At 62.9% G+C, this 19,637-nt stretch carries 18 protein-coding genes; 10 read left to right on the forward strand and 8 right to left on the reverse strand.

Annotated features, from left to right (window positions below; all coding sequences use genetic code 11):
- Positions 1-206 precede the first annotated feature (206 nt).
- The 3 genes from NKI21_RS08685 to NKI21_RS08695 are packed head-to-tail and all read left to right on the forward strand — an operon-like array spanning position 207 to position 3,639.
- A complete protein-coding gene (locus NKI21_RS08685) occupies positions 207-1,154 on the forward strand; it encodes an ABC transporter permease (protein WP_023812269.1) in 948 nt (315 codons plus the stop codon).
- The gene (locus tag NKI21_RS08690; protein ID WP_023812270.1) at positions 1,151-2,020 is read left to right on the forward strand and encodes an ABC transporter permease; all 870 of its coding nucleotides are present in this window, start codon (positions 1,151-1,153) and stop codon (positions 2,018-2,020) included. Before NKI21_RS08685 ends, NKI21_RS08690 begins: the two co-directional genes overlap by 4 nt.
- Positions 2,017-3,639 (forward strand): ABC transporter ATP-binding protein, encoded by a 1,623-nt coding sequence (locus tag NKI21_RS08695; RefSeq protein ID WP_023812271.1) that lies wholly within the window; start codon positions 2,017-2,019, stop codon positions 3,637-3,639. Before NKI21_RS08690 ends, NKI21_RS08695 begins: the two co-directional genes overlap by 4 nt.
- Before the next feature lie 21 nt (positions 3,640-3,660).
- On the opposite strand, the gene NKI21_RS08700 is transcribed toward NKI21_RS08695, so the two are convergent.
- The gene (locus tag NKI21_RS08700) at positions 3,661-4,092 is read right to left on the reverse strand and encodes a TerB family tellurite resistance protein (protein ID WP_023812272.1); all 432 of its coding nucleotides are present in this window, start codon (positions 4,090-4,092) and stop codon (positions 3,661-3,663) included.
- Between the two features lie 148 nt (positions 4,093-4,240).
- Between NKI21_RS08700 and NKI21_RS08705 the strand changes: the two genes are divergently transcribed.
- The 4 genes from NKI21_RS08705 (at position 4,241) to NKI21_RS08720 (ending at position 6,671) form a co-directional block, all read left to right on the forward strand.
- A complete protein-coding gene (locus NKI21_RS08705) occupies positions 4,241-5,026 on the forward strand; it encodes a TSUP family transporter (RefSeq protein WP_023812273.1) in 786 nt (261 codons plus the stop codon).
- A gap of 51 nt (positions 5,027-5,077) precedes the next feature.
- On the forward strand, positions 5,078-5,248 hold the full coding sequence (locus NKI21_RS08710; protein ID WP_023812274.1) for a hypothetical protein: 171 nt from the start codon (positions 5,078-5,080) through the stop codon (positions 5,246-5,248).
- Positions 5,249-5,350: 102 nt separating this feature from the next.
- Positions 5,351-6,181, forward strand: a complete 831-nt coding sequence (locus tag NKI21_RS08715) for a helix-turn-helix domain-containing protein (RefSeq protein ID WP_352439881.1) — start codon at positions 5,351-5,353, stop codon at positions 6,179-6,181.
- 70 nt (positions 6,182-6,251) lie between these two features.
- Positions 6,252-6,671, forward strand: coding sequence for a VOC family protein (locus NKI21_RS08720; RefSeq protein WP_128303974.1), 420 nt, complete (start codon positions 6,252-6,254; stop codon positions 6,669-6,671).
- Positions 6,672-6,948: 277 nt separating this feature from the next.
- Here the strand turns inward: NKI21_RS08720 and NKI21_RS08725 are convergent, their stop codons facing one another.
- Positions 6,949-8,421, reverse strand: coding sequence for a cobyric acid synthase (locus NKI21_RS08725; RefSeq protein ID WP_352865278.1), 1,473 nt, complete (start codon positions 8,419-8,421; stop codon positions 6,949-6,951).
- Entirely contained in the window at positions 8,421-9,035 is a 615-nt protein-coding gene (locus tag NKI21_RS08730; RefSeq protein ID WP_352439878.1) for a dimethylsulfonioproprionate lyase family protein, read from the reverse strand. The genes NKI21_RS08725 and NKI21_RS08730 overlap by 1 nt, the downstream gene beginning before the upstream one ends.
- Before the next feature lie 149 nt (positions 9,036-9,184).
- On the opposite strand from NKI21_RS08730, the gene NKI21_RS08735 reads away from it, so the two are divergent.
- The 3 genes from NKI21_RS08735 to mmsB all read left to right on the forward strand — a co-directional run bounded on the left by NKI21_RS08735 (position 9,185) and on the right by mmsB (position 11,710).
- On the forward strand, positions 9,185-10,354 hold the full coding sequence (locus NKI21_RS08735) for an isobutyryl-CoA dehydrogenase (protein WP_352439876.1): 1,170 nt from the start codon (positions 9,185-9,187) through the stop codon (positions 10,352-10,354).
- A gap of 29 nt (positions 10,355-10,383) precedes the next feature.
- Positions 10,384-10,752, forward strand: coding sequence for a four helix bundle protein (locus tag NKI21_RS08740; RefSeq protein WP_352439874.1), 369 nt, complete (start codon positions 10,384-10,386; stop codon positions 10,750-10,752).
- A gap of 73 nt (positions 10,753-10,825) precedes the next feature.
- The gene (mmsB, locus tag NKI21_RS08745; protein ID WP_128303970.1) at positions 10,826-11,710 is read left to right on the forward strand and encodes a 3-hydroxyisobutyrate dehydrogenase; all 885 of its coding nucleotides are present in this window, start codon (positions 10,826-10,828) and stop codon (positions 11,708-11,710) included.
- A gap of 330 nt (positions 11,711-12,040) precedes the next feature.
- On the opposite strand, the gene NKI21_RS08750 is transcribed toward mmsB, so the two are convergent.
- The 5 genes from NKI21_RS08750 to NKI21_RS08770 all read right to left on the reverse strand — a co-directional run bounded on the left by NKI21_RS08750 (position 12,041) and on the right by NKI21_RS08770 (position 19,617).
- The gene (locus NKI21_RS08750; protein WP_352439873.1) at positions 12,041-14,479 is read right to left on the reverse strand and encodes a GcvT family protein; all 2,439 of its coding nucleotides are present in this window, start codon (positions 14,477-14,479) and stop codon (positions 12,041-12,043) included.
- A 194-nt stretch (positions 14,480-14,673) separates the two neighbouring features.
- Positions 14,674-15,318, reverse strand: coding sequence for a cytochrome c oxidase assembly factor Coa1 family protein (locus tag NKI21_RS08755; protein ID WP_023812283.1), 645 nt, complete (start codon positions 15,316-15,318; stop codon positions 14,674-14,676).
- 81 nt (positions 15,319-15,399) lie between these two features.
- Complete coding sequence (locus NKI21_RS08760) at positions 15,400-15,765, reverse strand: hypothetical protein (protein ID WP_023812284.1); 366 nt, start codon at positions 15,763-15,765, stop codon at positions 15,400-15,402.
- Positions 15,766-15,908: 143 nt separating this feature from the next.
- Entirely contained in the window at positions 15,909-17,288 is a 1,380-nt protein-coding gene (locus NKI21_RS08765; protein WP_128303967.1) for an aspartate aminotransferase family protein, read from the reverse strand.
- Positions 17,289-17,544: 256 nt separating this feature from the next.
- Positions 17,545-19,617, reverse strand: a complete 2,073-nt coding sequence (locus tag NKI21_RS08770) for a prolyl oligopeptidase family serine peptidase (protein ID WP_128303966.1) — start codon at positions 19,615-19,617, stop codon at positions 17,545-17,547.
- Between the last annotated feature and the right edge of the window lie 20 nt (positions 19,618-19,637).

A 19,637-nucleotide genomic window follows, 5' to 3' on the forward strand; every position in this document is an offset into this window, starting at 1 on the left:
ATCTCCCCCGCAAGGGGGGAGATCGGCAGTTTGGCCGATGGTGCACCCTTTGCAACCTTCTTGGTCTGCGCACCGTCAACGATTGGCGAAAGCCTCGATGAGAGCACAATCTCCCCCCTTGCGGGGGAGATGTCCGGCAGGACAGAGGGGGGTGTGCGGGAACGCAACCTTTGCCCGGTGGACAAAATAACAGTGCCTCCGCTTCCATGACCGCCTATCTCCTAAAACGCATCGCCGTCGCCATCGCCACGCTGCTGCTGGCTTCCATGGTGGTGTTCGCCGTGCTGGAGATCCTGCCCGGCGATCCGGCACGGCTGATGCTGGGCATGAACGCAAGCGCCGACCAGATCGAACTTCTCCGCAACCAGATGGGCCTCAACGCGCCACTGGCCTTGCGCTATCTGCACTGGGCCGGCGGCCTGCTCAGCCTCGATTTCGGCCGTTCCTACACCTATTCGGTGCCGGTCATCGACCTGGTGAGCGAGCGGCTTGCCGTCTCGCTGCCGCTGGCGCTGATTGCACTTGCGCTCTCCACCATCATCGCGATTCCCGTTGGCCTGTTTTCCGCCAGCCGGCGTGGACGCGCCGGTGATACGATTTCGATGGGTGCCGCACAGCTTGGCGTCGCCGTGCCCAATTTCTGGTTCGCGCTGATGCTGATCTATGTGTTCGCCGTCTGGCTGCGGCTGGTCCCGGCCGGTGGGTTTCCCGGCTGGAGTGCCGGCGTCTGGCCAGCCCTGAAATCGCTGCTGCTGCCGGCGGTCGCACTTGCCTTGCCGCAAGCCGCGATCCTGGCGCGCGTCACCCGCTCGGCGCTGATCGAGGTGCTGAGCGAAGACTACATCCGCACCGCCCGCGCCAAGGGCCTGCCCTATCGCGCAGTCTTGTGGCGGCATGCACTGCGCAACGCCATGATCCCGGTCCTGACCATTCTGGGCCTGCAATTCGCCTTCCTGCTTGCCGGCACCATCATCATCGAGAATGTTTTCTATCTGCCCGGCCTCGGCCGGCTGGTATTCCAGGCGATCACCCAGCGCGATCTGATCGTCGTCGAAAGCGTCGTCATGCTGCTGGTCGCCGCCGTCATCGCCGTCAACCTTCTCGTCGATCTTTCCTATGCGGTTGTCGATCCGCGCCTGAGAAGCCGGCAATGACACTGCACATCGACATCCCAGAGGAGACGTTCGGCAGCATCCTGGCCAAGGCATTCAGGAACACCGCCTTCGTGGCCGGTTTCGTCATCACCCTGCTGATCCTGGCAATGGCAATCGTCTCCTATGCGTGGACGCCCTACGACGTCACCAAACTGGTGATATCGGACAAGACGCAAGCCCCCTCTCTGACGCACTGGTTCGGCACCGATCATTTCGGCCGCGACATCCTGTCGATGGTCATGGTCGGCGCCCGCAATTCGATTGCCGTGGCGCTGGTCGCGGTTGGCATCGGCATGGGGGTCGGCGTGCCGCTCGGCGCCTTTGCCGCGGCACGCGGCGGCCTCGTCGACGAGGCACTGATGCGGCTGAACGATCTCGTCTTCGCCTTCCCGGCTTTGCTGTCGGCGATCATGATCACCGCCATCTTCGGGCCGGGCGCGATCAACGCCATCATCGCCATCGGCATCTTCAACATTCCGGTCTTTGCCCGTGTCGCCCGCGCCGGCGCGCTGGCGATCTGGCCGCGCGAGTTCATTCTGGCCGCGCGCGCCGCCGGCAAGAGCAGCACGCAGATCACAATCGAACATGTGCTGCCCAACATCGCCACGCTGCTCCTGGTGCAGGGCACCATCCAGTTCGCGCTGGGCATCCTGGCCGAGGCCGGGCTTTCCTATCTGGGCCTGGGTGCCCAGCCGCCGATGCCGAGCTGGGGCCGCATGCTGTTCGACGCGCAGACCCGCATGGTGGTGGCGCCATGGATGGCGATCTTTCCGGGCATGGCGATCGTCGTCGCCGTGCTGGGACTGAACCTGCTGGGCGACGGCATTGCCGACATCCTCGATCCGAAATCGCGGCGGCAGCGATGAGCCTGCTCGACATTGAGAACCTGTCGCTGACTATCGGCGACACGCAGATCCTCAGGGGTATGGAGCTTTCCGTCGCGCCCGGTGAGGTAATGGGGCTGGTCGGCGAATCCGGTTCGGGCAAATCGATGACCGCGCTGACGGTGATGCAGCTTCTGCCCCATGCCGCGCGCGCCACCGGACGCGTCACATTCGACGGTATCGACATCCTGGCAGCAACCGAGGACCAGATGTGTGCGCTGCGCGGCGACGACATCGGCATGGTGTTTCAGGAGCCGATGACCGCGCTTAACCCGGTCAAGACCATCGGCGAACAAGTCGCCGAAGGCATCCGCTGGCACACCAAGGCCAACCGCGCCGAAGCCGAAGACCGGGCGCGAAAGATGCTCGACCGCGTCGGCTTGCCCGAGGCGAAATTCCCGATGGCGCGCTTTCCGCACGAACTGTCCGGCGGCCAGCGCCAGCGCGTCGTCATCGCCATCGCCTGCGCGCTGAAGCCGAAGCTGCTGATCGCCGACGAACCGACGACGGCGCTCGACGTGGTGCTGCAGGCACAGATCCTCGACCTGTTGCGCGACCTCGTCGCCGAAAGCCGCATGGGCCTGCTCCTGATCTCGCATGACCTCGCCGTGGTGACCGAGATGGCCGACCGCATCACCATCCTGCGCCATGGCGAGGTGATGGAGGCCGGCGACACGGCGCGCACGCTGTCCGAACAGACCCACCCCTACACGCGCCAGCTGGCGCAGGCCTCGATGCATGTGCCGGCGCGCGCCAGGCCGCATGACATCGAGACGGGCCAACCTTTGCTTCAGGTCGAAAGCGTGACCCGCGACTATCCCGGCCGACGCACCTCATTGTTCAAACGCGCGCCTGGTATCCGAGCCGTCGACGATGTCTCCCTGTCGATGGCGCCGGGTCAGTCAGTGGCGCTGGTCGGCCGCTCCGGTTGCGGCAAGTCAACGCTCGCCCGCATGATCCTGGCGCTGGACCAGCCAAGCTCGGGCACGATCCGGTTCCGAGGCGAGACCGTCACCGGCAAGAGCGAAGCCGAGCTGAAGCCGGCGCGACGTAACATGCAGGTCGTCTTCCAGGATCCCTACGGTTCCTTCGACCCGCGCCAGAAAGTCGAAAAACTGATCGCCGAACCCCTGCATGTGCTGGAGAAAAAGCCGACGCGCGCCGAACGCCGCGAGATGGTGGCGCATGCGCTGCACGAAGTCGGTCTCGGCATCAGCGACATGGACAAATACCCGCACGAATTTTCCGGCGGCCAGCGCCAGCGCCTGTCGATCGCCCGCGCCATCATCACCCGCCCCAAGCTGGTCGTCGCCGACGAGCCGGTCTCGGCGCTCGATGTCTCGATCCGCGCCCAGATCCTCGATCTGTTCGCCGAACTCAACCAGAAGCTCGGCATCGCCTACCTCTTCATCACCCACGACCTGACCGTCGCGCGCGCCATCACGGACGAGGTGCTGGTCATGCATGACGGCAAGGTTGTCGAGCGCGGCAAGACGAGCGAGGTGCTCGACCACCCGCAATCCGAGGCTGCCAAGGCGCTTGTCACCGCCGCCCCTGACTTGCACCGGGCAATCGCGAAGCGGCTGCGAGAGCAAGGCTGATCAGGAGAGAAGGCGGCCCAATCACTCCTGCGGCTTCACCACATCGACCGGGCTGATATCGAGCAGGTCGAGCGTGCGGCGCAGCAGGCGTATCTCGCTCTCGGCCAGTTGCGAATTCGCCTTGGCAATCTCCGCCATATGTTTGGCCAATTGCCGGCGCCGCTCGACATCGAGGTCGCGGAACAGTGCGATCGCCTGCGAACCATTGGTCTCGTAGCCGAACTCGTTGAGATATTCGATGACGCTGTCGATACTGCTTTCCGCAATGCCGAAGGCGTCCTTGCAGATGCGCCGGAAGGCAACCATCTCGCTCTCGCTGACAGACCCGTCGGCCAGGATCATGCGAAACAACATCAGCAGTTCCGCCGACAGGACCGGATCGTCCGCCACCTTGCGCACACCCGGGTCGCCGTCGAATATTTGACGTATCTGGTCCAGCAATGCGAATGCCATCAGGAGCCTCTTTCCGGGTTAACCACACAAATACAAATCCAAGCGCGATGCGCTTGGATAGAGGTAGCGCGGAATCGACCTTGCGCAAACAGGGTGGCCGTGGTCGAACGCCCGATATTTCAGCCGGCCGGATACCCCCATACATCAGATGATCGACCTTAGCATCCAGACCGTCGCCATGCTCGCCTTCGCCGCCTTTGCCGCGGGTTTTGTCGATTCGATCGCCGGCGGTGGCGGGCTGATCACGGTGCCGGCGCTGCTGCTTGCCGGCTTCACACCGGTCCAGGCGCTCGCCACCAACAAACTGCAAGGCATGTTCGGCTCGGGCTCGGCGACCATCCACTACGCATCGAAGGGTCATGTCGATCTGCGCCGGCAATTGCCGTCGGCGCTTCTGGCCCTTGTCGGAAGCGCCATCGGCGCCTTGCTGGCAACGATCGTGCCGGGTGACATTCTGCGTGCTGCCCTGCCTATCGTGCTGATCGCCATCGCGCTCTACTTCGCGTTTAAGCCCAACATGAACGACATCGACCGCGCCGAGCGGCTGTCGCCCTTCCTGTTCGGACTGATCCTTGTGCCCGCCATCGGCTTCTACGATGGCCTGTTTGGACCGGGCGCAGGCTCCTTCTACATGCTGGCCTTCGTGGCGCTCGCCGGCTATGGCGTGCTCAAGGCGACGGCGCATACCAAGCTGCTCAACTTCGCCTCCAACATCGGCGGCTTCATCGTCTTCGCGGCCTTCGGCGTCGTCTACTGGAAGATCGGCCTGATGATGGGCGTTGCCCAGTTCCTCGGCGCCCGCGTCGGCGCCAGCCTGGCCATGCGCATCGGCGCGAAACTGATCAAGCCGCTGCTGGTAATCGTGTGCCTGGCGCTTGCTGTGAAGCTGCTGGCCGACCCGGCGAACCCACTGCGCGCCTTGATTGGTGTGTGATCACGCGCCCTGATAGAATGCCGCTGTTCGAATCATGTTGGAGAGGCAGACATGAATCTTAGCGCACCTACCCAGATCGTTTTTATCATCTCCGTTGTTATCGCCATCATCGGCGTCCTCGCCGCGCTTGGCGTTCTTGCATTCATTCCACTCGCATCGGTGTGGATCGTACTTATTGCTTTCATCGTGCTTGCCGGCGGCTGCTTGATGCGCGGCGCCTGACCATTTCCCTTGAAGTGGGGACGAGGAGCGCCCGGCCAAAAGCCGGGCGCTTTTGATTCCGGCCTCGAGTCTGCTAGATTTGACTTGGCGCAAGGATGGCCAATGCCCGTCGATATGCAACCCCAGCAAGAGCAGGACCGATCCGTCGCCGGGCGGTTCGAGATGCGCCGGCGCCTGCCCGACCCTCGACTTGAGGGCATTGTGTCAGACATTTGCGGCTATCGCGAAATGGCGCCCGGCCATATGCGCAACGTCGAATACGCGTCGCTCACCGTACCGCTGGTCATCAGCTTCGCCGAACCCTTCGCCATCGGCCTCGGCAAGGCGCCCGGCGACAATGACCGCTTCGCCAGTTTCGCCGCCGGTCTCTATGCCGGACCGGTGGTGATCGAATCCTTCGGCGGCGCCTGCTGCGTCCAGGTCAACTTCACGCCGCTTGGCGCACGCCGTTTCTTCCGCCTGCCGATGAGCGAGCTGGCTGACAGCATGGTCGTCCTCGACGACGTGCTTGGCGCGCAAGGCTTGGCGCTGCGTGAAAAGCTTGGCAACACGCCGGACTGGACGACGCGTTTCGATATGGCCGAAGCCTTCGTCACCGCCCGTCTCGAGAATGCCGCAGAGACGCCGCTCGAAATAGCCTGGGCCTATGACCGCATCATCACATCCGGCGGCCGGACCCGCATTGGATCGATCGCCGAAAGGCTGGGCTGGAGCCGCAAACATCTCGCCGGCAGTTTTTCCAACGCCATCGGCATCGGCCCCAAGACGCTGTCGCGCATCGTCCGCTTCAACCGGGCGCTCGGCCTGTCGAGACAGCCGGCAGCCGACTGGGCTGGCATAGCCGCCGATTGCGGCTATGCCGACCAGGCGCATCTGGTGCGCGAGTTTCGCGACCTCGCCGGCGAGACGCCAACCGCGCTTTCAATCAGGTAACATTTCTTCAAGACCTTGGGACGGCCTTCGACGACAGTGGGCATCGACCAACCCAACTGAAGGAGTTCCCATGCCCACCACCGCTGAAGCGCCGCGGCTTTACCCCGCTTTGCGCTACAAGAACGCTGCAAAAATGATCGACTGGCTGGGCGAAGCCTTCGGCTTCAGCGTTCGTGCCCGCTATGGCGAAGGCGATGTCGTACACCATGCCGAATTGGTCTTCGGCTCCTCGATGATCATGCTGGGCACGGTGCGCGACGACGACTACGGCAAGATGGTCGGCGAGCCCGGCTCAGGCGGCGGCAAGTCGATCTACATTGCCGTCGACGATGCCGATGCCGCCTATGCCAAGGCCAGGAAGGCCGGCGCCACCATCATCCAGGAATTGACCAACCGCGACTATGGCAGCCGCGAATTCATCTGCCGCGACCCGGAAGGCAATGTCTGGTCCTTCGGCACCTACTGGCCGAAGGCAAGCGAAAGGGCCTGAACGACCATCGCCAGCGCTTGAAGTTGGCGAAAGCGTCCAAACTTCGTCATACCAGGGCGAAGCAGGAGCGAAGCTCCGTCGCGGAGACCCTGGTATCCATGCCGTGACCTCGACCAAAGAGTGCAACGGAGCAGAATTCTGCACCGAAGCAACGCTTCGAAGTCGCGGCATTGGATCCTCGGGTCTGCGGCGCGTCGCTACGCTCCTTGCTCCGCCCGTGGATGACGACGTGATGGGCGTTTATCGCTAGTTGCCAAGGTGGTTCGCCAAACGGGCTCTATCGAGCCAGCGCAAAGATCGCGTCGCAGTCGAGATGGGTCTCCAGCTCGGCTGCGACCTCGTCCAAGGCCCGCTCGACCTCGGCCCGATAGTCGATGCCACCGCCCTTGATGCCGAGGCTTTCGAGGAATTTCCCGCGAAAGCCATCGGCGCCAAACAGACCGTGCATATAGGTGCCGATCACCTTGCCATCGGCAGACACTGCGCCGTCATCGACACCATTGATGACTGCCGACGGCCGCAGCGTATCCGGTCCGGTGGTGCGGCCGAGATGGATTTCGTAGCCCTCGAGCGGCAGGTCGAACGGCACCGAGCGGGCGCTGACGTTGCGCACCGTCTTTTCCGGTTCCATCACCGTTTCGACGTCGAGCAGGCCGAGCCCTTCGGCCTCGGTGACGCTGCCTTCGATGCCGTCAGGATCGCGCACCATGCGGCCGAGCATCTGGAAGCCGCCGCAGATACCGACGACATGACCGCCGCGCTTCCGGTGTGCGAGAAGGTCGCGATCCCAACCGTTCTCGCGGAATTTCAGGAGATCGCCGATCGTCGACTTCGAGCCAGGAATGACCACCAGCCCGGCATCGGCGGGCAGCGGCTTTCCCGGCGGCACGAACACCACCTCGACCTGCGGTTCGGCCTTGAGCGGGTCGAGATCGTCGAAATTGGCGATGCGGCCAAGCATCGGCACCGCCACCTTCAGCGCGCGCGCTTCGCCGGATGCCAGCCGTTCCAGCACCACCGAATCTTCCGAAGGCAGGCGTGCCGCCGCCTTCAGCCACGGCACGACGCCAAAACAGCGCCAGCCCGTGAATGTCTCGATGGACCTGATGCCGTCGTCGAACAGCGAAACGTCGCCGCGAAACTTGTTGATGAGGTAGCCGACGATCATGCGCCGGTCCTCCTCCGGCAGGATCAGATGCGTGCCGGCCACCGAAGCGATGACGCCGCCACGATCGATGTCGCCGACCAGCACCACGGGCACATCGGCGCGCGTGGCAAAGCCCATATTGGCGATGTCGCGGCTGCGCAGGTTGATCTCGGCCGGCGAACCCGCGCCCTCGACGATGACGAGATCGGCGCCCTCGCCGACCTTGCCCCAGGAGTCCAGAACGGCGTCCATCAACTGGCCCTTCATCGCCTGGTAATCACGCGCCCGCGCTTCTCCGAACATTTTGCCCTGCACGATGACCTGCGCACCGACATCAGTCTGCGGCTTCAGCAGCACCGGGTTCATGTGGACCGAGGGTGCCACGCCGCAAGCGATCGCCTGCAGCCATTGCGCGCGGCCGATCTCGCCGCCGCCAGCTTTGTCGCCGGGAATATCGGCAACGGCGGCGTTGTTCGACATGTTCTGCGGCTTGAACGGCCGCACCTTCAGACCACGGTTCTTTGCCGCGCGGCAGAGGCCGGCGACCAGCACCGTCTTGCCGACATCCGAACCCGTGCCTTGCAGCATGATCGCTCTGGCCATCAGTCCCTGCCCTGCGCCAGGGTTCCGGTGATATCGGATTTCTGCGCCAGCGGCCCGCCGCGCCAGATGTACAGCGCCAGCAATGGGTCTTTGCCGGTGCGCATGGCGTGATTGACGTTGGACGCGTGGTGGACGACCTCGCCGGCCGTGCGCATGCAAAAGCCGCTCTCGCCCATGCGCCATTCGGTACCGCCGGTCAGCGGAATGTAGATTTCCTCGGCAATGTGATGGTGGTCAGGATAGACGATATCAGGCCCAAGGATCAGCACGCCGGCGGCGACCGCGTCATTGACGAAGTGGCCTCGGGTGCCGAACACTTCCAGCCAGCCGTAATTGTCGATGAACTCTTTTCCGAAATCCGCCTCGCTGTAGGTCTGCCCCCAGCGGAAATCATTCCGACGTTCGGCAAGCAGTTGCACCAGCGGCTTGGCATCCGACGGCGCCAGTTCGGCGGCGCGATCAAGATGGCGCAGGCAGGCAAGCGGATGTGGCTCCAGCGTGCGGGCCGGCATGCCCCAGCCAATGCGCGCCACGGCTTCGCGCACCAAGGCGTGATCCACGGACGCAAGGTATGCGTGGAACCGGCCCAGCAGTTCATCGAATTTTGTCGTCACATTGTGCTCCGGACATGCATTGATGCACAGCCGCTCCCCAAATGGCCGGTTGATAGGCTCGGGTTGCGCGGCGGCATCATTGGTCTAGATTGGTGCGCGCGCAAAGCCAAAAACGACAGGCCAACAGGTCGAAGATTAGGGAGCACGCCATGGACGCCGCGGTCGATGCGAGCACCAGCCAGTTCGAACTTAACGAGGAGCAGCGCGCCATCCAGGAGATGGCGCAGGCCTTCGCCGCAGACCGTGTCGCGCCGAATGCGTTAGACTGGGACCGCAACAAGCATTTCCCGGCCGACGTGATCCGCGAGACCGGGCCGCTCGGCCTTGGCGGCATCTATATCAGCGATGACGTCGGTGGTTCCGCGCTCGGCCGGCTCGATGCCGTACTGATCTTCGAGGCGCTTGCGCACGCCGATCCGGCCTTCTCGTCCTTCATCTCGATCCACAACATGGTGGCCTCGATGATCGACCGTTTCGGCAATGACGAGCAGCGCCAGCGCTTCCTGCCCAAGCTCACGTCGATGGAATGGCTGGCGAGCTACTGCCTGACCGAGCCCGGCTCCGGCTCCGATGCCGCGGCGCTCAAGACCCGTGCGGTCAGGAGCGGCGACGACTATGTCCTCAACGGCACCAAGCAGTTCATCTCCGGCGCTGGCGACAGCGATGTCTACGCCGTCATGGTGCGCACCGGTGCCGAGGGGCCGAAAGGCATTTCCACCATCATCGTGCCGAAAGACGCGCCAGGCCTCTCCTTCGGCGCCAACGAGCACAAGATGGGCTGGCACATGCAGTCGACCCGCCAGGTGATTTTCGAGGATTGCAAGGTGCCGGCGGAAAACCTTTTGTCCGGCGAAGGCGCGGGCTTCGGCATCGCCATGGCCGGGCTCGACGGCGGCCGGCTGAACATATCAGCCTGTTCGCTGGGCGGCGCGCAGTCGGCGCTCGACAAGGCGCTTTCCTACACCGCCGAGCGCAAGGCCTTCGGCTCGAAGATCAACCAGTTCCAGGCGCTGCAGTTCAGACTGGCCGACATGGAGACCGAGCTGCAGGCGGCGCGTATTTTCCTTTATGCCGCCGCCTCGAAGCTCGACAGCAAGGCGCCGGATGCCGGCAAATGGTCGGCGATGGCCAAGCGCTTCGTCACCGATACCGGCTTCAACGTCGCCAACGACGCACTGCAGCTGCTCGGCGGCTATGGCTACCTGCATGACTACGGCATCGAGAAGCTGGTGCGGGACCTGCGGGTACACCAGATCCTGGAGGGCACGAACGAGATCATGCGCGTCATCATCGCGCGGGCGCTGATTGGTAGGCAGTAGGCAGTAGGCAGTAGGCAGTAGGCAGTGAGATGACCGGCAAGATCAGTTCGTACAAGGATCTTATCGTGTGGCAGCAGGCGATGGATCTGGCTGTCGCCACCTATTCTTTGACCAAGGCATGGCCCAAGAAAGAATTGTACGGGTTGACCAGCCAAATCCGCCGTTCAGCGACCTCTATCCCTTCAAACATCGCCGAAGGTTATGGTCGAGACAACAGAGGCTCTTATCAGCAATTTCTCCGGATCGCCCAAGGCTCGCTGAAGGAGTTCGAGACACACCTCCAGATCGCCGAACGCATTGGCCTTGCCACGCATGATCAAGCTGATCACTTGCTGATATCGACCGAGGGCATCGGCAAAATGCTTCGCCAACTCATTGTCAGACTTACACCGGAATAGACATGCCTACTGCCTACTGCCTACTGCCTACTGCCTACTGCCTACTGCCTAGCCCAAATCACGGAGCACCATTATGAGCACCATTGCCTTCATCGGCCTAGGGAACATGGGTAATCCGATGGCCGCTAACCTGGTCAAGGCGGGGCATGCGGTGAATGGTTTCGACCTTGTGCCGGAAAGCCTCACCGTCGCCCGAGAGCATGGCGTGACTGTGATGGCCAATGCCGTTGCCGCAGCGAAGGATGCCGATGTGGTGATTACGATGCTTCCCGCTGGCAAGCATGTGCTCTCCGTCTACGAAGACATCGCGCCCAAGGCGAAAAAGGGGGCGCTGTTCATCGATTCCTCCACCATCGATGTGGAGTCGGCGCGCAAGGTGCACGCCATAGCCGCCAAACACGGCCTGCTATCCATCGATGCGCCCGTCTCAGGCGGCACCGGCGGTGCCGCAGCCGGCACGCTGACCTTCATGGCCGGAGGCTCCGATGACGCCTTTGCAACCGCGGAGCCGATCCTGAAGCCGATGGCCGGCCGCATCGTCCATTGCGGCGGCGACGGCGCCGGCCAGGCGGCAAAGATCTGCAACAACATGATCCTCGGCATTTCGATGATCGGTGTCGCCGAAGCCTTCGTGCTGGCGGAAAAGCTCGGCCTGTCACACCAGGCGCTGTTCGACGTCGCCTCAACCTCGTCGGGGCAATGCTGGTCCTTGACCACCTATTGCCCGGTGCCCGGCCCGGTGCCGACTTCGCCCGCAAACAGGGACTACAACCCAGGATTTGCAGCAGCACTGATGCTGAAAGACCTGAAATTGTCCCAGGAAGCCGCGCAAAGTGCGGGTGCTGTAACGCCGCTTGGTGCCGAAGCAGCCCAGCTCTATGCCTTGTTCAACGCCCAGGGACATGGCGGCGTCGATTTCTCCGGCATAATTAATTTTCTCAGGGGTAACCCAGCGTAACCCTTGGATTTGGCGGGTTTTTCCGGTTTCCTTCGGTGGAAAAAATGCAAATTTAGATTTGCTTAAGCTCTCGATAACTCCGCGGTAACGATGTCCCTATAAAACGGACTGCGAGGCGGACATATCTCATCCGCCCGGCGCTCCGGATCAGGTCTCGCGTACCGGAGCCCGTAAGTTTCGACAAGTGCCATAAGTTTCGCAAAGTGTTTGCGTAGCGAAGCGCCATGCGTATCTGGCAAAGCCGCGTTCCTGATGGAGCGCGGTTTTTGCGTTTTGCCCTGCAGCACGTTTTGAGACATCGATAACCCGGAAACTGTACTCCGGGATGCCTCACATGCGCCCGCGGGCGCCTTCCGGATCATAGGGCGAGTCCGCGATCACCTTGGCCGCGCGGCGCTCGCCGAGGATGGACACCTCGAGCTCGATACCGGGCGACACAAGTTCCAGGGGCAACAGCGCAAGTGCGATGTCGTGACCGAAAGTGTAGGAGTAGCCCGCAGAGGTGATGTGGCCGACGAGCTCGCCTTCGCGGTAGACGCCCTCGAAGGCGAACGCGCTCGCACCGTCCGTATCGATCGACAGCGTGGCGATCCGGCGTGCCGCCCCCTGCTTCTGTTTTGCGACCAGTGCCGCGCGGCCGATGAAGTCCCCTTTGTCGAGGCTCATGAATCGGTCGAGGCCGCTCTCCCAGGCCGACAGTTCGAGATTCATGTCGCGATACATGGCGCGGTAGGATTTATCGAGACGAAGCGATTCCAGCGCTTGAAGTCCGACCAGCCTCAGTCCGTGCGCCTCCCCCGAGGCCAGGAGCGCATCCAGCAAATGCCGCTGATAGCAGAGCGGATGATAGAGCTCCCATCCCAATTCGCCCGAATAGTTGACGCGCAGCAGTCGCACGTCGCTGGCCATGCCGACAGTGCCGGACTGCACGCTGAACCAGGGGAAGGCCTCGTTGGAGAGATCTATTTCCGTCAGCGGCTGCAATATGTCGCGCGCCTTCGGCCCAACCACCGTGAAGCTGCCGCGATCCTCCGTGACGTTGCGCAGATGCACGCTGCCGTCCTTCGGCAACAGCCGGCGGAGATCGTCAAGGTTACAGCGCTCTGCGCGCGGCGTCGATATGAGATAGAACAGGTCGCTCTGCAGCCGCGCCACCACATACTCGGCCTGCACGCCGCCGGCCGGCGTCAGGTGATGGGCAAGAGCGACGCGACCGGGACGCGGCAGTCTGTTGGCCAGGATTCCGTCGAGCCAGTCCCTTGCGCCCGGTCCGCTGACCTCGAACTTGGTCATTGGTGTCATCTCGACCAGGCCAGCGGTCTGGCGGACAGCCTGGACCTCCGCGGCGACGTGGTTCCCTTTGGGGGTCCAGCGCCAGCTGTAGACGTTGCGCGCTTCGACACCGGCAGGCGCAAACCAGCTCGGCATCTCCCAGCCGTTCAACACATCCCACACCGCGCCGAGCTGGCTTAGACGGTCATAGGAAGGGGCCGTTTTCTGCGGTCGTGCCGCCGGCATGTCCTGGCCTGGATAGTGCTGTGCGGCGTGGGTGCCCCAGGCTTCCCGGACCTTTGCCCGGGTCCAGTTCTTGTTGGCATATTGGCCGAACCGACGGGGATCCAGCTCCGCCGTGTCGATGCTGTTGCCACCCTCCACGATCCGTTCGGAGAGGTAGTAGCCAATCGCACCGCCCCAAAGGATGCCCCCCGGCACCCCTTCGGCGAGCCAGACATTCTCCAGGCCCCACGCCTGCCCCATCAGCGGCAGTTCATCGGCCGTCATCTGGAAAGGCCCTCGCACATTCCGCTTGATGCCGGCGCGGCCTAGTGCGGGGACCAGTTCGGTCGCGCGCTCCCAGTTCCAGGAAACGGCGTCGAAATCTTCATCGAGCAGATCGGCGCCGAACCATTCCGGGACGCCGTTTTCGGCGAACAGCTTGAGCTGCTCGGTACGCTCATAGGGGCCGAACATCAGCCCGTCCCCCTCTTCGCGCAGATAGCCCTCGTAACCCTCGTCCCTGAGGATCGGCATCTCCGGAAGACCAAGCCGTTTGCGTTCCACCACCTCGGGAACCGACTCGGTGATCCAGTACTGATGCAGGATCGGGATCGCGGGAATGTCCAGGCCCAGCATGGCGCCTGTCTGGCGTGCGTAATTGCCGGTCGCAAGGATGACATGTTCGCAAACGATGTCACCGCGCGAGGTCTTGACCCTCCACTCGCCGCTCGGCATCCGCTCGAAACCCACGACCTCGGTATCAAGATGGATCTTCGCGCCGAGGTCGCGTGCACCCTTGGCCATGGCCTGGGTGACATCGGCGGGTGCAATGTGGCCGTCATCGGGATGGTAGAGGGCGCCCAGCATGCTGTTGTTGTCGAGCAGCGGCCAGATCTCTCGCGCCTCCGCGGGCGATACGATCCGGGCCCGCACACCCTGGACCTCGGCAACGTCCATGTAGCTTCTGTACTCGTCCAGCCTGTCGCGCGTGTTGGCAATGCGCAGCTGGCCGCATTTGTGCCAGCCGACGTTCTGGCCCGTCTCCGCCTCCAGCCCCTCATAGATTTCGATCGACCTGGCGATCATGCGGCCGACATTGCGGCTGCGCGCGTAAGAGGGGATGAGCCCCGCGGCATGCCATGTCGACCCGGCCGTAAGCTGCGTTCGCTCCAACAATGCCACATCGGTCCAGCCGCGCTTTGCCAGGCCGTAGAGAATGCCGGCACCCACACAGCCGCCACCGACCACGACCGCACGAAAGGAACTCACCATATGCGCGTGCCCTTGTATGAAATTGCCACCGGCCCACATGAACGCATGCGCATACTGTCAGACAGCATCCGGCTTTTCAGCATATTTCCTTGTCTGGAACGCAGCAGTGGTGACCCGATTGTTGGGCCACAAAGCCGACCGAACTGTCAGCCTTCGCGCCCGTGTTTAGGCTGCTTTTTTTGCGTTTTGCCCAGCTATATTCCGATTGCAGCATTCGGGATCGGGACATGATCTTCGTTGATCAGCACGATCGGCGCATTGGTTCCCTCGACCCTGACGACCAGCAGGCGCAAGCTCCATGTGCCGGCTGTCCGGACAGCGGTCGAATAGGCCGTGCCCTTGCCCTTGGCGCCGTGGACCGGAATGCCGAACTGGGCGTCGCCGGCCCCATTTGCATTGACGTTGAGATGGCCGCCGACCCAGAAACTGTCGGTCAAATCATCACCCAACGCCGCCTTGACGCGGTCGTCGGCGCGAAGCCTGTCCATCGTCATGTGATAGGCATCGCTGCCTTTCAGGACGTAGGGAATGCTGCCCACCATCGTCGCGCAGCCGCCAATCCCGACAACCCAGACGGCAAGGCCGGCGATTGCCCAGTTGCGCTGCGTCTTGCGAAACTGTTCCGCGTCACGCCAGGCGCGGTTCTGCCAAGCCCAGCGGCTGCCGCGCGCGCCCAGGACGATGATCATGATGATGTTGACGACAGGGATCAGCGCCAGCAACGCGATGAAAGTGCTGTTGCCGATGCCCCAGATCCAGTTGAGGAAGAAGGCGCCCCAGTTCCAGCGGTCGAGTTCGGCTGGAATTTCAGCCGGCTGGTTGAGCGGTTGTCCGGCCATCGTGTCCCCCATCGGTGACGTACCGACTGATTCTAGCGCATGCGCCCGTCAATGCGCAAAATCAAAGTTCTGCAACTTCTGTCAGGTCTTGTTGGACAGCCGGCGAAAATTCGCTTTCACGGCACGGCTTGCCGGCTTCAGCGCGGCGCTGATCGAGCGCTCCGCCGCGACCCCGTTGAACAGCGACGGCGTGCGGCCGGAAAAGATTTCCGGCCAGAACCGCGATGCCGATTGCAGGAAGGACATTTGCGCCGCAAACACGCCTTCGGCCATAGCGGCGGTCTTCTCGTTTACCGCACGCGCGGTCTCCGTGCTCCATGGCTGGCTGCTCCCGCCATCCATGGTCATCAACGGCAGCCGCATCATCGCCACCAGCGGCGCCAGCATCAGGTCGCCGCCGATGCTGGCCGCTTCTTGCGTCCGTCGGCTCTTGCCGGTCTTTCTCATGGAAACAAAACCCCTTGTCGCGGCCGAATCAGCCGCAGCCCCACACACTACGCGCTTGTGGTGGAATTCGTTCGCTCCCCGCGTCAGCATGGCCTCAAGGCTGGGCGCTCCCGCCGAGGAGCGCCCAGCCGAGGGGTCGAGTTCTACCGCTTGCGCAGATCGGCTTGCGCCAGATCCAGCGCCTTCGAGATGCGATCGCAGGCCATATCGATCGTATCGCGGGTCCAGATCAGCGGCGGCGACAGGATCATCGTGTCGCCGGTAGCGCGCAGCATCATGCCGTGCGCGATGGCATGATCGCGCACGGTCACCGCCGCACTTCCAGCCGGCAGGAACCGCTCCTTGGTCGCCTTGTCCTTGACGATCTCGATCGCGCCCATCAGTCCGATCGAACGCACCTCGCCGACCAGATCATGTCCGGCAATGCGCTCCTGCAACGCCTTGGCGAAATAAGGACCGGTGTCGTTCCTGACGCGGTCGACCAGCCCTTCGCGCTCGATGATCTCGAGGTTCTTCAGCGCCACGGCGCAGGCCACCGGGTGGCCGGAATAGGTGTAGCCATGGTTGAACTCGCCGCCCTTCTCGACCAGCGTCGAGGCGATGCGGTCGCCAACCAGCAATGCCGACAGCGGTTGATAGCCCGAGGTCAGAGCCTTGGCGGTGGTGATCGTGTCGGGCTCGATGCCGAGCGTCTGGGCGGCGAACCATTCGCCGGTGCGGCCATAACCGGTGATGACTTCGTCCAGCATCAACAGGACATCGTATTTGCGGCAGATGCGCTGCACTTCCGGCCAGTAGCTTGCCGGCGGTATCTTCACGCCGCCCGCCCCCATGACCGGCTCGCCGATAAACGCGGCAACCTTGTCGGCGCCGGCTTCGAGGATCGCCTCCTCGACAGCCCCGGCCGCGCGCAGGCCGAAATCATGATCGCTCTCGCCAGGCAGCGCCAGTTCATAGGCGTAGGGCATCATCACATGGACGATGTTGGGCACCGCACCGTTGAGCTGCTTGTGCATACCATCCATGCCACCGAGCGAGGTGCCGGCAACGGTCGAGCCGTGATAGGCCATCTTGCGCGAGATGATGCGGTTCTTCTCCGGCTGGCCTTCCAGCACCCAATAGTGGCGCACGAGGCGCAGGGCCGTGTCGTTGGCCTCCGAGCCCGACGAGCCATAGAACACCTGGTTGACGTGCTTCGGCGCGATCTCCGCCAGCTTCTTGGACAGCAGCACTGGCGTCGGCGTCGAGCATTTGAAGAAGGAGTTGTAATAAGGCAGTTCCTTCATCTGGGCATAGGCGGCGTCGGCCAGCTCGTCACGGCCATAGCCGATGTTGACGCACCACAGCCCGGCCATGCCGTCGAGGATTTCAGCCCCTTCGGAATCGTAGATGAAAGGGCCGTTGGCATGGGTGATGATGCGCGACCCGGCCCCGCGCATTTCCTTGTGGTCGGTGAACGGATGCAGATGATGCGCGGCGTCGATCTGCTGAAGCTGCTTCAGCGAATAATTCTGATAGGTCATGTCTGATCTTTCCTCTGGATTCTATCCGGCAAGCCGGGGCGAATGCTTCAGAGGCAGAGAGGTGGCGAATAGCCGATGCGGGCGCACAGCCGCAAAAGCTCGGCGCGCAGCGTACGCGGTGACGGCGTCACCGCGACCCGCAATGCGCGAGCCTCAAATGCGTCAATCAACATCCTGACGAGAGCCATGGAAGCCATCTTAGAGCAAAGGCTGGTCGAGGAGAACCACCCTTTGCTTGGCCCATAACGGAATGAGTCTAGGCCTTGGCTGTCAGCGCCCTCTGCAGGAAGACATATTTCATCGCCGTCTGCGCCGCCTGCGGCCGGCGGTCGCCACGCCCGCCATGGCCGCCCTCGGTCTCCTCGAAGAACAGCGTCCTGGCATGGCCGGCTTCCTGCAGGCGGGCGGCCATCTTGCGCGCATGGCCGGGATGGACCCGATCGTCAGCGGTCGATGTGGTCAGCAGCACCGGCGGATAGGCGGCAGCGGCGTCGACATGCTGGTAGGGCGAGTAGGCTGAAAGCCACTTCGCGTCTTCGGGTTTCGACGGATCGCCGTATTCGGCCATCCACGAGGCGCCGGGCGGCAATTCGGCGTAACGCAGCATGTCGAGCAGCGGCACCTCGATAATGACGGCGCCGAAAAGCTCGGGATGCTGCGTCAAGGAAACGCCGGTCAGCAAGCCGCCATTCGAACCACCCTGGATGCCGAGTGAGCTTGCTGTCGCGATGCCGCGCTTGACGACGTCCTGCGCGACCGCTGCGAAATCATCGAATCCGTTTTGGCGATTGCCCTTGAGCGCCGCTTGATGCCAGGCCGGGCCGAACTCGCCGCCGCCACGGATGCAGGCCTGCACATAGGCATTGCCCTTTTCCAGCCATAGCCTGCCGCGCACGCCGGCATAGCCGGGCAGCAGCGGCACTTCGAAACCGCCATAGCCGTAAAGCAGCGTCGGCACCGGCCCCTTCTGATCGCGCCGCCTGACGACGAAATAAGGGATCATCGTGCCGTCCTTGGAGCGCGCCTCGAACTGTTCCGAGATCAGCGGCGAGGCATCGAAACGCGCCGGCTGCGACTTCACGGTTTCTAGCGTCTCGCCATTGTCGTCAGACCAGATGATCGAACTCGGCGTCAGGAAATCGGTGAAGGAGAAGGACACGCTCGAGCCGAACTGCTCGGCATGGCTGATGCCGACATTGCCATTTTCGGGCAGCGCCACCGGTTTCAGCGACCAGTTGCCATCCTTGCGCTCGCAGACGACGACCTTGCCGCGCACATTGTCCATCAGGCTGATGAACAGCCGGTCCCGCGTGCGGGCAACGCCGGCTATGGAAACGCGATATGCCGGCTCGAACAAGGTTTCGACAGGTCCGAGCGCGCCGATCTTGACCCAGTGCGCGAGATCCAGCGAATAGAGGCCGTCGGGCTTGCAAACCGTGCCGTCGGGCGCCGTCCATGGACTGCGTACGCCGAACACGAGCTGATCCCTGAATATTGCCGTATCGGTCATGTCGTCCGGTAGCGGCAGTTGTTTGTTTTCGCCGGAAGGCAGCCGAAGGAAGATGTGCGAAGCGAAGAAATTCAGCGTTCGAGCCAGGACCAGATAACGTCTGTCACCGTCGTACTCGACAGCGGCACCAACGGCGAGATCCTCTTTCTGCGCCTCGAAGATCGGCGTCGCGTCTTCCAGCTTGGTACCGCGCTTCCACAGCTTTATGACTCGCGGATAGCCGGACTCGGTCTTGTCGGCCTCGTCGAAAGCGGCCGAAACAATCACGGTGTCCTTATCCAGCCAGCTGAAGCCCGACTTGGAAGCGGGTGCACGAAACCCACCCTCGACAAACGACTTGGTCGCGATGTCGAATTCGCGCATCTCGCTGGCGTCGCCGCCATCCGGCGACATACTCACCAGGCAACGGTTGAAGTCCGGATAGAGTCGGCTTGCGCCGCCAAAAACCCATTTTACCCCCTCCTTCGCCGCAAGCTGGTCGAAGTCGATGATCGTTTCCCAGTCGGGCTTCTCGGTCTTGTAGGAAGCGACGGTCGTGCGGCGCCAGAGGCCGAGCACATTGGTCTTGTCCTGCCAGAAATTGTAGACATGGCCGGCTTTTGCCGCGCCGACCGCGATGTTGTCCTCGGCCGTCATCAGGTCGAGCGCGGTCTGGAACGACGCCTGATAGGACGGATCGCCCTGCAATTCGCCAACCGTGACCTCGTTCTGGCGATGTACCCAGTCCAGTGACTGCTTGGCCGTCCTGTCCTCCAGCCAGAGGAAGGGATCGTCGGTCGAGGGGGTGGAATTCGGCGTCTGGGTGGCAGGCTTGGTCATGAGGTCTCCGATAAACGCGT

The organism is Mesorhizobium sp. M0715 (genome assembly GCF_040320355.1).
Classification (GTDB): domain Bacteria; phylum Pseudomonadota; class Alphaproteobacteria; order Rhizobiales; family Rhizobiaceae; genus Mesorhizobium.

Coding starts and splice junctions, on each gene's coding strand:
- NKI21_RS08700 (WP_023812272.1), bottom strand. CDS start 4,092: ATGGCATTCGCATTGCTGGACCAGATACGTCAAATATTCGACGGCGAC.
- mmsB (WP_128303970.1), top strand. CDS start 10,826: ATGAGCACCATTGCCTTCATCGGCCTAGGGAACATGGGTAATCCGATG.
- NKI21_RS08770 (WP_128303966.1), bottom strand. CDS start 19,617: ATGACCAAGCCTGCCACCCAGACGCCGAATTCCACCCCCTCGACCGAC.
- NKI21_RS08735 (WP_352439876.1), top strand. CDS start 9,185: ATGGACGCCGCGGTCGATGCGAGCACCAGCCAGTTCGAACTTAACGAG.
- NKI21_RS08725 (WP_352865278.1), bottom strand. CDS start 8,421: ATGGCCAGAGCGATCATGCTGCAAGGCACGGGTTCGGATGTCGGCAAG.
- NKI21_RS08750 (WP_352439873.1), bottom strand. CDS start 14,479: ATGGTGAGTTCCTTTCGTGCGGTCGTGGTCGGTGGCGGCTGTGTGGGT.
- NKI21_RS08760 (WP_023812284.1), bottom strand. CDS start 15,765: ATGAGAAAGACCGGCAAGAGCCGACGGACGCAAGAAGCGGCCAGCATC.
- NKI21_RS08705 (WP_023812273.1), top strand. CDS start 4,241: ATGATCGACCTTAGCATCCAGACCGTCGCCATGCTCGCCTTCGCCGCC.
- NKI21_RS08755 (WP_023812283.1), bottom strand. CDS start 15,318: ATGGCCGGACAACCGCTCAACCAGCCGGCTGAAATTCCAGCCGAACTC.
- NKI21_RS08765 (WP_128303967.1), bottom strand. CDS start 17,288: ATGACCTATCAGAATTATTCGCTGAAGCAGCTTCAGCAGATCGACGCC.
- NKI21_RS08690 (WP_023812270.1), top strand. CDS start 1,151: ATGACACTGCACATCGACATCCCAGAGGAGACGTTCGGCAGCATCCTG.
- NKI21_RS08695 (WP_023812271.1), top strand. CDS start 2,017: ATGAGCCTGCTCGACATTGAGAACCTGTCGCTGACTATCGGCGACACG.
- NKI21_RS08740 (WP_352439874.1), top strand. CDS start 10,384: ATGACCGGCAAGATCAGTTCGTACAAGGATCTTATCGTGTGGCAGCAG.
- NKI21_RS08685 (WP_023812269.1), top strand. CDS start 207: ATGACCGCCTATCTCCTAAAACGCATCGCCGTCGCCATCGCCACGCTG.
- NKI21_RS08720 (WP_128303974.1), top strand. CDS start 6,252: ATGCCCACCACCGCTGAAGCGCCGCGGCTTTACCCCGCTTTGCGCTAC.
- NKI21_RS08710 (WP_023812274.1), top strand. CDS start 5,078: ATGAATCTTAGCGCACCTACCCAGATCGTTTTTATCATCTCCGTTGTT.
- NKI21_RS08715 (WP_352439881.1), top strand. CDS start 5,351: ATGCCCGTCGATATGCAACCCCAGCAAGAGCAGGACCGATCCGTCGCC.